The organism is Hymenobacter tenuis (assembly GCF_054780495.1).
Genome location: NZ_BAAGWF010000001.1, coordinates 1,153,571 through 1,166,358 on the forward strand (window position 1 = coordinate 1,153,571; position 12,788 = coordinate 1,166,358).

The following is a 12,788-nucleotide window of genomic DNA, read 5'->3' on the forward strand; positions in this document are numbered from 1 at the left end:
CGGTCAGGGCAGCGCAAAAGTTGAATTTTGCCGCAAAGATGCTGGAATAATCCGGCGTACCATGAGTTGCTCAGCAATATGCACTTTCTACACCTTATAATAAGGTAGCAGGTTTGGCCTGCCAGAGCAGCAACCACTTCAGATTCCGCGGGTTAGTGATTTTGACGAAGTTTTCAGGAAGTATGGCGTCAAAATGCCTCTATCTGCTACCTTTGCTTATTCTGGAACCATGCCTTTCAAGGTTCCGTTTGTGCATCGCCTCGCTTTCGGGGTTTCGCCACCACTCTGCAGTTTATGGCATCAGCTAAGACGCCCAAAACCACCCGCCCGGCAAACGCCACGGATGATACTCTTGAATCGGCTGTTGACGCAGCTATCAACGGCAATGGAACGCCTACGCGTTCCAACGACAACCTGACGCGCAAGCGGGGGGCCGCTGATTCTATGCATTACGCCCAGGACTCTGATTATGTAAATGATCAGCTTAACCGCGTATTGTATGCGCTCGACGCCTTTAAAAAAGGCGACGTCTCGGTTCGCTTAACCAAACAGAACGACGACATCTTCGCTGAAATAGCCGAAGCCTACAACTCCATGGTGGAGATGATTGGTGGAGTAGGCGGCGAGGTGTCGCGCATTTCGAAGGTGGCTGGGGTAGAGGGTAACCTCAAAGCCCGTGCTTCCGCTGATAATGCCGCCGGTTTCTGGCGCGACATGATCAACAATATCAACGGCCTCGTTGACAGCATTGCCGTTCCGGTATTGGAAGTAGGCAAAGTACTGAAGAACATCAGCAAAGGAAACCTGGATGAAACCTTCCAGATTCCGGTGTCCGGTGACTTCAAAGTCATGGCCGAAACCATCAACAAAACTATCGATAACCTGAACCTGTTCGCCGGCGAAGTAACCCGCGTGGCGCAGGAAGTAGGTACGGAGGGTAAGCTCGGCGGTCAGGCTAGTGTACCAAACGTGGGTGGTATCTGGAAGGAACTAACGGACAACGTAAACTACATGGCCTCAAACCTGACCTCTCAGGTACGAGACATTGCCAACGTAGCCACCGCCGTAGCCCGCGGCGACTTGAGTCAGAAGATTACGGTAGATGTAAAGGGCGAGCTGCTGCAGTTGAAGCAGAACCTGAACCAGATGGTGGACTCGCTCAACCTGTTTGCTGGCGAGGTAACCCGCGTGGCGCAGGAAGTAGGTACCGAGGGTAAGCTCGGCGGTCAGGCTAGTGTACCAAACGTGGGTGGCGTATGGAAGCAGCTAACGGACAACGTAAACACGATGGCCTCGAACCTGACGCTTCAGGTGCGAGACATTGCCAACGTAGCCACCGCCGTAGCAAAAGGTGACCTGACCCAAAAAATCACCGTGGACGTGAAAGGTGAGCTGCTCCAGCTGAAGCAGAACCTGAACCAGATGGTGGACTCGCTCAACCTGTTTGCTGGCGAAGTAACCCGCGTGGCGCAGGAAGTAGGTACCGAAGGCCGCCTAGGTGGTCAGGCTTCAGTACCAAACGTGGCCGGCGTGTGGAAAGAACTGACCGACAACGTAAACTACATGGCCTCGAACCTGACCCTACAGGTACGAGACATTGCTAACGTGGCCACGGCCGTAGCAAAAGGCGACTTGAGCCAGAAGATTACGGTAGATGTAAAGGGCGAGCTGCTGCAGTTGAAGCAGAACCTGAACCAGATGGTGGACTCGCTCAACCTGTTCGCGGGCGAAGTAACCCGTGTAGCATTGGAAGTAGGTACCGAAGGTAAACTAGGTGGCCAAGCGAGTGTGCCAAACGTGGCGGGCGTATGGAAAGAACTGACCGACAACGTAAACTATATGGCCTCAAACCTGACCCTTCAGGTGCGAGACATTGCTAACGTGGCCACGGCCGTAGCCCGCGGCGACTTGAGCCAGAAAATGACCGTGGATGTGAAAGGAGAAATCCTGGAGCTGAAGAACATCCTCAACCAGATGGTGGACTCGCTCAACATCTTCGGTGACGAAGTAACCCGCGTGGCGCGTGAAGTAGGTACCGAAGGCCGCCTAGGTGGCCAGGCCAGCGTGCCTCGTGTAGGTGGTACCTGGAAGGAACTGACCGACAACGTAAATACAATGGCCTCAAACCTGACCTCTCAGGTGCGGGACATTGCCAACGTGGCCACGGCCGTAGCAAAAGGTGACCTGACCCAGAAGATGACAGTGGATGTAAAAGGCGAGATTCTCGACCTCAAAAACATCCTGAATCAGATGGTGGACTCGCTCAACATCTTTGCTGGCGAAGTAACCCGCGTGGCGCGTGAAGTAGGTACGGAAGGTATTCTGGGTGGTCAGGCCAATGTGCCAAGCGTTTCGGGTACTTGGAAAGACCTTACCGACAACGTAAACACGATGGCCTCGAACCTGACCTCTCAGGTACGAGACATTGCCAACGTAGCAACGGCAGTAGCCCGCGGCGACTTGAGCCAGAAGGTGACGGTAAACGTACGCGGCGAGCTGTTGCAGCTGAAAGAAAACCTCAACCAGATGGTGGACTCGCTGAACACGTTCGGCGACGAAGTAACCCGCGTGGCGCGTGAGGTAGGAACGGAAGGCCGTCTTGGTGGCCAAGCCGTAGTACCCAACGTACGCGGTACCTGGAAAGACCTAACCGACAACGTAAATACCATGGCGGCCTCGCTGACCTCTCAGGTGCGAGACATTGCTAATGTAACCTCCGCCGTAGCCCGCGGTGACTTGAGCCAGAAGGTATCGGTAGACGTTAAAGGCGAACTGCTGGATTTGAAGGACAACATCAACGTGATGGTGGACTCACTGAACGTGTTTGCTGGCGAGGTAACCCGCGTGGCGCAGGAAGTAGGTACCGAAGGCCGCCTAGGTGGTCAGGCCAATGTGCCGAACGTATCGGGCGTGTGGAAAGACCTGACCGACAACGTAAACACAATGGCTGCAAACCTGACAACGCAGGTACGAGGCATTGTGAAGGTAGTAACGGCGGTATCGCAGGGTGACTTGACCCAGAAACTGACCCTAGACGCCAAAGGCGAGGTAGCAGAACTGGCCGAAACCATTAACCGAATGGTGGACGACCTGAACCGACTGGCCGTGGAAGTTAGCCGCGTAGCCAAGGTTGCAGGGGTAGAAGGCAAACTGACCGAGCGGGCCACGGTAACCGACGTATCGGGCTCCTGGAAGGAACTGGTTGACACGCTGAACGGTCTTATCGAATCCATTGCCTCGCCGGTACTGGAGGTAAGCCGCGTGGTACGTGCCATTTCGGAAGGTGACTTGACGCAACAGGTAGAGATTCAGACCACCGGTGACATTCGTGCCATGGCTGACGCTCTGAACCTTGCCGTAGATAACCTCAACGAACTGCTCGGCGAAATCAACGAGTCGTCGCAGATTGTAGGTGAGTCGTCGGAGGAAATGGTGGTGAAGGGGCAGGAGATGAGCCGAGTAACGGTTGACGTGGCCTTGGCCATGCAACAGATGGCGGAAGGTGCTCAAAACCAAGCTCTCAAGACCGACCAAGCCTTTAAACTGATTGAAGAAATCATGCAGGCCACTAAGGAAACTGCAGGTAAAGCCGATGTCGGTATTAAAGCAGCAATCCTGGGTGAGCAAACCTCACAGCTTGGTCTGAAGACGGTAGCGGAAGTGGTGAAGAACATGGAGGAAATCAGCTCAGCTGCCGCCCAGACCTCTAAAACCATCGAAGTACTTAGCACCCGTTCGCAAGAAATCAGCAAATCGCTGGGCGTAATCACCGATATCGCTTCACAAACTAACCTGCTGGCACTAAACGCAGCTATTGAAGCAGCCCGCGCCGGGGAAGCTGGTCGTGGTTTCGCAGTAGTAGCCGAAGAGATTCGCAAGCTGGCAGAAGGCTCGCGCAAATCAGCGAACGAAATTGCTACCCTGGTAGAAGACGTAAAGAAGGATACAACCTCTGCAGCATCGGCTATCAGCACCATGGAAGGCCGAGTGTTAAAAGGGAAGAACGCTACGTTCGAAGCCAGCTCGGCCTTTAAGAACATTGCTACCAGCTCTGGTGAAACGCTACGCACTTCTCGCGACATTCTGACGGCTACCGAGGTACAAAAGACCTCGATTGGCGACGTAGTAAAGTACGTAGAAGAAGTAGTAGCTATTGCTGAGCAAACAGCATCGGGTACGCAACAGGTAGCAGGCACAGCCAAGCAGCTCTCCACGAGCATGCAGGAACTGACCACCAGCAGCCAGAACCTGACGGACATTGCCGATGACCTGCAACTTGGTTTGTCTGCATTCCAGCTGATGGAAGACGTAGAGCCGGAGCCAGAGCCGGAGCCAATTCGTCGTCGGGTACTAGCCCGCCGCGGGGTTCCAACCCCTCCGGCACCAGTAACGGCAGCTACTACCCGCCAAAATCGGCGAGCTACTGCTGCAGCTGAAGCTGCGGTGGCTCCCGCCCGCAAATCTGCCCGACGGGCTAAGCAAGCAGGTACTCCGGAGGGTACCACTCAGGAGCAAGCGCCAGTTGCGGAAGTCCGGAAGGGTAGTGTCCGTCGGGCCGCTGCCAAAAAGGCGGCTACTGAATCAGATGCTGCCACTGCTGCCAAGGAAGCGCCCAAGGCTCGGCGCACGAAAAGCAAAGCTCAATAAGTCTTGTATCTGAGCCCAGGGCCACAAACATAGAGTTGTGGCCTTGGTGCTTGCGTTATCATATCAGGCATGCCTGAGTCAGAAAAGAACGTCAAACAGGATCCGATTATCCAGCTCATTGTTTTCCGGCTGGGTGGAGAGGAGTACGGCATCCGCATCGAGCAAGTAAAGGAGGTAACTATTACTCCCGAAATTGCCCGTATGCCTAAAACGCCGTCATTCGTGAAGGGAATTGCTAACCTGCGCGGTGATATTATTGCTGTCATCGACTTAGAAGAGCGGTTCCAGCTACGGCCCGGAGGTGAGGAAATGCCTTCTACTTCCTACACTATGGCTATTGAGGCCAAGGATTATACCATCGGTATTATGGTGCGGGAGGTACCGCAACCCCTTTCCATTCCGATGTCTATTATTGAGAAGGCCCCGGAATTTATCCAGGACATGAATATTCATGACAAGTATATCGAAGGCATTGCCAAGGTTGAGAGCCGTATTATTGTTGTTCTAGATATGCTGAAGCTGCTCTCGCCGTCTGAAATCATGCTATTACAGGCCAAAGCGGAATCTTCTACTACCAGCACCCGTACAAAAGCGTAGTTCAGACGTACTGTTCAGCTCCTTTTTCCTCATTCTGCATTCCGCTTTCTTCATGAAAAACCGCATCCTCATCGTCGACGATTCCTTCTACATGCGTACGATGCTTAAGAATATGCTTACCGACGCCGGTTACGAGGTGGTAGGAGAAGCAGCCAATGGGCAGCAGGCTATGGAAATGGCTTTGGCTACTAAGCCCGACCTGATTACGCTTGATGTTATTTTGCCCGATAACACGGGCCTTGATGTACTGAAAGGCATCCGCCAAGAGCAGCCCGACGTGAAAGTGGTAATGTGCTCAGCTGTTGGGCAGGAGGTAATTGTAAACGAAGCGTTGGAAAGTGGTGCTACTGCCTACATCGTCAAGCCTTTCTCTGAAGAGAAAGTATTGGAGATTGTAACCAGCGCCCTGCAGGAGTCTGACTCCGAGCCTTCCTAGTACCACTGCTTTGCTTACGCCCCGTTGCCCCATTAGGTGGCGCGAGGTTTTTCAATACGCGTTTTCACTCTAGTGTCCGTTTTAGCCCCTCCTTTTACGTTACTGCTTGGCACCCTGCCCACCTTCGTGCGGGCAGAGCTGATGCGGCTGTTAAGCCCGGACCCAGACCTGTCTGTGGCTGGCATTGCTGCGTCAGTGAAGGAGTTGCCGGCGTTAGCGCGTAAGGTACGGCCGGGAGTAGTGCTAGTGGGAGAAGATTCTCTGCTAAGCCTGGAGTTATTGCAGCGTCAGTTTCCGGTTCCTGTACTACTATACAGCACTAGGCCTCCGCTACCGGCCATGCTCCGCGAAGCAGCCCGCCTAGGGGTGTATGACTACATAACCGCCGCTCCCGTAGCCGGAACCGAGCTGGCTGAATGGCGTCGCTTGCTAAAGCGAAAACTGCTGGCGGTCCGGCCTAAACTGGTCGCCCCAAAAGCCCATATACCCACAATCCGTCAAACGATTCTTCCTCTGCAGCCTAAAGGCGTAGTGGTATTGGGTGGCTCAACCGGAGGGGCTCCGGCCGTAGCGGCTATTCTGCGCGGCTTGCCTGCTACCTTTCCATGGGCGGTGCTGGTGGCGGTGCATCTACCCGAGCATTTCACGGAGTCATTAGTTGAGCGCTTGCGCCGGGCTAGTGCCCTGCCCGTAGTAGCTGCTACCAACGGAACCCGGTTACAGGCCGGCCAAGTAATAGTAGCACGCGGTGGGCAGAATATGGTGATGAGTGCAGTGACAGACAGTCCGTGGCCGGGTTGGCAAACGCTATTTGCCAACGAAACGACCCTCGATGTACCCTCAATCGACTTACTCATGCACTCAGCAGCCCGCACAGTAGGCCGTAATGTACTGGGTGTGGTGCTAACAGGTCTCGGCCAAGACGGTACAAAAGGAGCCGGTACTATTCGTCAGCACGGCGGGGTGGTAGTGGCACAAGACGAAGCCTCATCAGCCGTTTTTGGCATGCCCAAAGCGGTTGTTGCTGCAGGCAATACAGATGCCGTGTTGCCACTTTCTGATATTGCCGGGTACATTGTGCGCCACGCGCAACCGCACAAGGTGGGGCTGTTGGGTCGCTTTTCTTCGCTTTCTCAATCGGTAACCGCACGATGAAATCGAGAGAGCAAGAGTACCGCGAAATCTTCATGGCTGAGGCGCTCGAGTATTACGACGCCATGAGCCGCCACATTAGTGAGCTGGAGCGGAACCCCGCGGATGAGCCTGCCCTGAATGAGTTGTTCCGACTCATGCACAACCTCAAGTCCAACTCCCGGGCCATGGGCTACAACCCTATTGGCGAGCTGGCCCATCACATGGAAACTATCTTCGGGCTTATTCGCAGCAAGGAGAAAGCCTTTACCGGCTCCGTTGTACCAGTGCTCTTCAATGGCATTGATACAATTGGGGAAATGATTCGGGCCGTTGGTGCTAACGAGGAACTACCTCAGGTAAACCGGCTGATGGAAAACCTCGACCTTCTGGTACGGGGAGAAGAACCAAACCTGGAGGCGGAGGAAGAAGAGGAAGACGCCACGCGTAAAATTGAGCTTTCCGACCTGGTGTACATCCAGATTCGCAAGCTTGACCATTTGCTTAACCTAGTAGGAGAGCTGATCATTGACCGTGACCGGGTCCTGACCCTGGCCCAGGAAATCGGCAACCCGTCCCTGATGACGGCTGCAACCCATCTTTCGCGTATTGCCGACGAGCTGCAGTACAGCGTGATGGATGCGCGACTGGTAGGGGTGGGCTCTCTGTTTAATAAATTTCCGAGGGTAGTACGAGACGTTGCGAATACCGAGAAGAAGGATGTAGAGCTGACGGTGGTTGGTGAAGACATTCAGATTGACCGGAATATTCTGCAGATCATTACCGATGCATTGCTGCACTTGGTGCGTAACGCTATTGGCCACGGACTTGAAACACCCGAAGAACGAAAAGCAGCCGGCAAACCAGAACAAGGTCACCTCACGCTTTCGGCCCAAGCCGAGCGCGACGATGTACTTATTCAAGTGCGCGACGATGGCCGGGGCATTGACGTAGCCAGTGTGCGCCGCAAAGCAATTGAGCGGGGCTTGGTGTCGGCGGAAGTTGCCCGTACCCTGAACAACGAGGCCGTGCATGCTTTCTTGTTTGAGCCGGGTTTCTCCATGGCCAGCGAGGTAACTGAAATTTCGGGCCGGGGCGTTGGCCTTGATGTGGTGAAGATTGCCATTGACTCACTAGGCGGTCAGCTGCGAGTAGAGTCCGTATTAGGGCAAGGCACAACCTTCTCGTTGGTGCTGCCTACCTCTATTGCGGTTAAAGGCGCGCTGCTGTTTGAGCTTGACCAGCGCAGCTACGCTATTCCGCTTATGCACACCGATTCGGTGGTTTCTCTGATGCCACGGGATTTTAACGTGGTTGGCGGGGTGCTGCTGACGCGGGTGCAGGATGAAAATGTGCCGGTGGTTTCGCTGCGCCGTTTGCTCCACAATGGCGACGGGCAATTAGCGCCTGCCACCAAAGAAGACCTTACCGGTCGTCAGGATATCATCATTGTCAACTACAGTAACCGCCGGCTGGGCCTGATCGTTGATCGGTTCCTGCGGCAGCAGGATATTGTGGTGAAGCCAATGAGTAAACCGCTGGATACCATTGACTTGTTTGGCGGCGTTACGCTGTTGGGTAGCGGGCAAGTGTGCCTGGTGCTCGATGTGCCCGCGTTAACTCGACTGTTTCTAGCCAAACGACCGTAATTCACGTATTGCAGACCTGTAGCGGCCGGCTTCGGCTTGCTGCTCTTTCAAATAACTCCTATGGATTTGCACATGACGGAACTGGAGCGGGATATAATCCGCGAAATCCTGAATATCGGACTGGCTCGCGCCGCCGATTCATTCGCGGTTATCGCCCAGGAGAAGGTGTTGCTGGAAGTGCCCAATCTGGATATTGTTTCCGGTAAAACTATCCTAGAAAAGGTGCGCGACCTGCAGTCAGGCCACGTCATCATCCAATCCGATATTCGTGGCGACTTCAACGGCACGACCCTCATGTTTTTCTCGGGGCAACACGTGCAGCGGCTTTCGCGCGTGTGTCTGCGCATGAATACTTCCGATTCCACGCAAATCGATGAGATGCAGGAATCGTTGCTGCTAGAAATTAGCAATATCATAACCGGAGCGCTGGTAACACAGTTGGCCAATATTCTGAAGGCCAGCATTTATGGCGCGCCACCTAAGCATCCGCGCGGCGATATGGCCGAGGCCCTGAACAGCCTGCTCCTGAATCGCCCCATGGTGCAACCGCTTATTTTCTCGGTAGTTACGCAGTTCTCGGATAAAGAAAATTCTGTAGAACTGCCCCTGATGATCTTCTTCGACCGCGACACGTTCGACAAGATTTTGGACATTATCCGTACCTACGATTTTATGGGCGGGCAGCAGGCCGGTTCGTAAATTTGTCAACGCCACGGTTCCGGGCACTTTGTAGTGGCTCCTGACGCCAGGTAGTACGCCAGAATGGCGCTACTTCCTGAGGTGCGGGGGCCACTGCCGTTTCTGGGCCATTCATTCCTTCTCCTCTCACTTCATTTGTATGGCTACTTCAGCTTCTTCCCTAGAAGAAAAACTCGCCAATTTTGACCCAAACGCCCTCGGCGACACTGCCGGTGGCGTGTTTGGGCTGCCATTTACGCCTGCTGAAGCGCAGGTAATTATTGTACCTGTACCATGGGAAGTAACGGTATCGTATCGGGCTGGTACGGCTGCAGGCCCGGAAGCTATCCGGACGGCATCGTTGCAGGTTGATTTGTATGACCCGGATTTGCCAGACGCTTGGAAAATGGGTCTGGCCATGGAAGAACCGGATGCCAAAATAGCCGCCGAAAGCCTGGAGCTACGCCCCATGGCGGAAGAGTACATTGGGTGGCTGGAAGAGGGAGAGCCCGAAGAAACCCACGCTACCTACTCGGTGGTACCCAACCGCCTTAACCAGCGCGGTGAGGCCTTGCTAGGGTGGCTCAAGAAAAAAACCGGAGCTCTGCTTGATGCCGGTAAGGGGGTAGTAGTATTGGGCGGCGACCATAGCACGCCGCTTGGCTATCTGCACGCGCTGGCGGAACGCCATGAAGAGTTCGGTATTCTGCAGATTGATGCCCACTGCGACCTGCGCCCCGCGTACGAGGGCTTCGAGTTTTCGCATGCTTCTATTATGTACAATGCCCTGAAGCTACCGCAAGTGAAGAAGCTAGTGCAGGTGGGCATCCGCGACTATTGCCAGCAGGAAGCAGAGTTCATTCAGCAGAGCAACGGCCGCGTGGCCCTGTTCGCCGACCGGTTTCTGAAGGCGGAAATGCTTGGCGGTAAGTCGTGGAAGAAGGAGTGCAAAAAGATTATTGCCCAGCTTCCGCAGAAGGTATACCTCAGCTTTGACATTGACGGGCTGGACCCCAAGCTTTGCCCCGGCACGGGTACGCCCGTTCCCGGCGGCCTGGAGTTTGAGCAAGCTCTATACCTGATCCGGATGGTGGTACGCTCGGGCCGCACTATTATCGGTAGCGACCTGAACGAAGTAGCCCCCGGTGATACAGAGTGGAATGCCATTGTAGGAGCCCGCTTGTTGTACCACATGGCCAACTGGATGGGGGTTTCGCAAGGCCGCACGAAGGCCATTGAAGTAGAGAAATAAGGCGCTACGCTCGCACAAGGTGGGAGGCCGCCGAAGAAGAGAGAAATTCGCTCTTTTTCGGCCGCCTCCCACTTTTTTCTGCTTATTACGTACAATATTCAACTCCCTGAATTCTGTACTTCTCTCACCTAACCTCGTCTGTGCCTTATGGGCTTCATTCTCAAGTTTATCCTGTCGGCCATTATCACGTATGTGCTGGCCAAATTTCTGCCGGGCTCCCATATTGATGGGTTCACGGATGCCATCATTCTAGTGATTGTGCTGGCCATTTTGAATGCGGTGGTCAAGCCGATTCTGAAGATTATTGGCTTGCCTATTACCATCCTGACGTTGGGACTTTTCCTGTTTGTAATCAACGCCCTTATCGTGATGCTGGCTAGCTACCTGCTTTCCGGCTTTGAGGTGGATGGCTTCTTCTCGGCCCTCATTTTTAGCATTGTGCTGTCACTGGTAACCTCGGTTATTGATATGGTGACGGACCGCGGATAGTACTAGGTCCTGATAAACGACAAACCCCGACTAGTTTAGCGCTAGCCGGGGTTTGTCGTTTATCGAGGCCTAGTAAATTGCTTGTTACACAAGTTGTTGCGGCGCCTGGGCGGCCCGTCTGCGGCGCAGCATACGTACAACCAGCAGCAACATGATACCCAGCAACAGGAGGGGCCACGCCGTGACGAGAGCGAGGACCAATCCTGTCATCAGTTCCCAGCCGTTGTAAAACGATTCGGCCAACCGGCTTCGGAAGGAAAGTACCGGTGCCTCTGGGGCGGGCAACGTCAGGATTTGGAAATAGGAGAGCGTGATGGTGGAATAGGCTACTTCATCATTGAGCGTTTTCAGGCGACTTTCTGTTGACTCAATGTCTTCCCTAGTTTCCCCAATCTTGGCCTCGATTTCCAGGATATCAGTTATTTTCTTGGCTTGGCTAAGTAGCGCAATATAGCGCTGCTCTACGGCGCGCTTGGTACGCAACCTAGCCGACACATCTGCATGCTCAGCCGTAACATCATCGGTGCTGAGGGTTTTGGACTCCAGCGTGCCTAGCCCGTTAAGGCGCGCCAGCAGGGTTTGAAAGCGCGACGGAGCCACCCGAATTTCCATCTGATGATTCCACCGCCCATTCTCCCGGACTTCCGAGGCTTGCTCTACAAAGGCACCTAGGGCCTGTGTGAGGCTGTCCATGCGCGCATTGGCACGGGGCAAATCTTCCACCCGAATGCGTACATCGGCATGGTACACCAGCTTCCGATTGGCTGCCGGCACAGCCGATGGTTGGGCAGCGCCGCTGGCAATGCTCTCTTGCGAGGGCGGCCCGGGAGCTTCCGGGGCAGCAGGAGCAAGAGGAGGAGCTTCAAGTGCCATCACCTGAATGTTCCGGTCTTCTTGTGGGGCTTGGGCTCCATCTTTGTTTTCTTGCTGGCCGCTGCAGGCTGTTAAAGCCGCGCCGGCCAGCGCTGCCAGTAACCTCGTTCGAATACCCATAAAACTATCTGAAATAGAAAACAAGAACCCCCACTAGCTGCCATCAGGTGGGTAACGGCACTAGATTCTGCTTTAGTATCTGGTTTTTAGGATGCACGGGCGGTAACGGGGTAGGTCGATGCCGCTGAGCTACGCCGGTGCCAGCGGTAAGCAGCCCACCCAGCAAAGCCTAACAGCAGAGGCCAGCAATACGCCCCAATTACCAGCACCGAGCTCAACAGGTGCCAGCCAACGCTCCAGCCTTCCTGCAAGCGCATAAAAAGCGGTGTGGCCGTCGAAAGGTCAGCAGCGCTACGAGGCTGGTAATACGTGAGCTGAAGTGTTGCTAGGGCCGCTTGCTGCGCCAGCAGTTGGGCTTCGGCGGGAGGGTAGTACGAGGTAGTAGTGTCGGTTAAGTTAGTAGCACTGGCACGGGACTTCGCTAGCTCGGCCGCAATGTCCCGGGAACTGAGGTCCTTGCTTCGGACGGTGCCAAGCTGGGTTAGAGCGGCTGTGAGGGTCAGGAACTGCGCAGATGGAACCCGGACGGTGAGCTTCTGCTGATGGCGTCCTGCATCTGTGGTTTCATGGGCATCGGTGAGGTAGGCGCCAAAATGGGTTAGGGTGCTGTCGAGGCCGAATGTAGCTTGTTTGAAATCGGCCACTTCTAGCTCCATTTCACCCTGGTATATTACCAGGTGCCCGGCCGCTCGCCACAAGCGGGCCAGCGGTACATCAGTGGCAGATGGGCTTGCAGTGGAGGTCGGAACTTGTGCAGCTGTGGCCGCATCTGGAGCGGGAACGGAAAAATCAGAATCTGCGGACGCGCACTGCGTCAGCATCAGCCCCAACAGTGGGAGCAGATACACATACTTTTTCATCGGATAGGAGGGAAGAAGAATGGGATGAAAAAAGCTGCGCAGCTTCTGGCGGTTTA

10 protein-coding genes are annotated in these 12,788 nt (G+C 54.6%); 8 read left to right on the plus strand and 2 right to left on the minus strand.

Annotated features, from left to right (window positions below; genetic code table 11):
* Positions 1–294 precede the first annotated feature (294 nt).
* From ACYVGU_RS04950 to ACYVGU_RS04985, 8 genes are all read left to right on the plus strand, one after another.
* Complete coding sequence (locus tag ACYVGU_RS04950) at positions 295–4,647, plus strand: HAMP domain-containing protein (RefSeq protein ID WP_460621153.1); 4,353 nt, start codon at positions 295–297, stop codon at positions 4,645–4,647.
* 69 nt (positions 4,648–4,716) lie between these two features.
* Positions 4,717–5,244, plus strand: a complete 528-nt coding sequence (locus ACYVGU_RS04955; RefSeq protein WP_460612168.1) for a chemotaxis protein CheW — start codon at positions 4,717–4,719, stop codon at positions 5,242–5,244.
* Positions 5,245–5,296: 52 nt separating this feature from the next.
* Complete coding sequence (locus tag ACYVGU_RS04960) at positions 5,297–5,680, plus strand: response regulator (RefSeq protein ID WP_460612167.1); 384 nt, start codon at positions 5,297–5,299, stop codon at positions 5,678–5,680.
* A 72-nt stretch (positions 5,681–5,752) separates the two neighbouring features.
* The gene (locus tag ACYVGU_RS04965) at positions 5,753–6,835 is read left to right on the plus strand and encodes a CheB methylesterase domain-containing protein (protein ID WP_460621154.1); all 1,083 of its coding nucleotides are present in this window, start codon (positions 5,753–5,755) and stop codon (positions 6,833–6,835) included.
* A complete protein-coding gene (locus ACYVGU_RS04970) occupies positions 6,832–8,460 on the plus strand; it encodes a chemotaxis protein CheA (RefSeq protein WP_460621155.1) in 1,629 nt (542 codons plus the stop codon). The genes ACYVGU_RS04965 and ACYVGU_RS04970 overlap by 4 nt, the downstream gene beginning before the upstream one ends.
* A 60-nt stretch (positions 8,461–8,520) precedes the next feature.
* A complete protein-coding gene (locus tag ACYVGU_RS04975) occupies positions 8,521–9,159 on the plus strand; it encodes a chemotaxis protein CheC (protein WP_460612164.1) in 639 nt (212 codons plus the stop codon).
* A 139-nt stretch (positions 9,160–9,298) separates the two neighbouring features.
* Positions 9,299–10,390 (plus strand): agmatinase family protein, encoded by a 1,092-nt coding sequence (locus ACYVGU_RS04980; RefSeq protein ID WP_460621156.1) that lies wholly within the window; start codon positions 9,299–9,301, stop codon positions 10,388–10,390.
* A 147-nt stretch (positions 10,391–10,537) separates the two neighbouring features.
* Positions 10,538–10,879, plus strand: a complete 342-nt coding sequence (locus ACYVGU_RS04985; protein ID WP_460612162.1) for a phage holin family protein — start codon at positions 10,538–10,540, stop codon at positions 10,877–10,879.
* An 84-nt stretch (positions 10,880–10,963) separates the two neighbouring features.
* Here the strand turns inward: ACYVGU_RS04985 and ACYVGU_RS04990 are convergent, their stop codons facing one another.
* On the minus strand, positions 10,964–11,872 hold the full coding sequence (locus ACYVGU_RS04990; protein WP_460621157.1) for a DUF4349 domain-containing protein: 909 nt from the start codon (positions 11,870–11,872) through the stop codon (positions 10,964–10,966).
* Between the two features lie 86 nt (positions 11,873–11,958).
* A complete protein-coding gene (locus ACYVGU_RS04995) occupies positions 11,959–12,732 on the minus strand; it encodes a DUF4349 domain-containing protein (RefSeq protein WP_460621158.1) in 774 nt (257 codons plus the stop codon).
* Positions 12,733–12,788 lie beyond the last annotated feature (56 nt).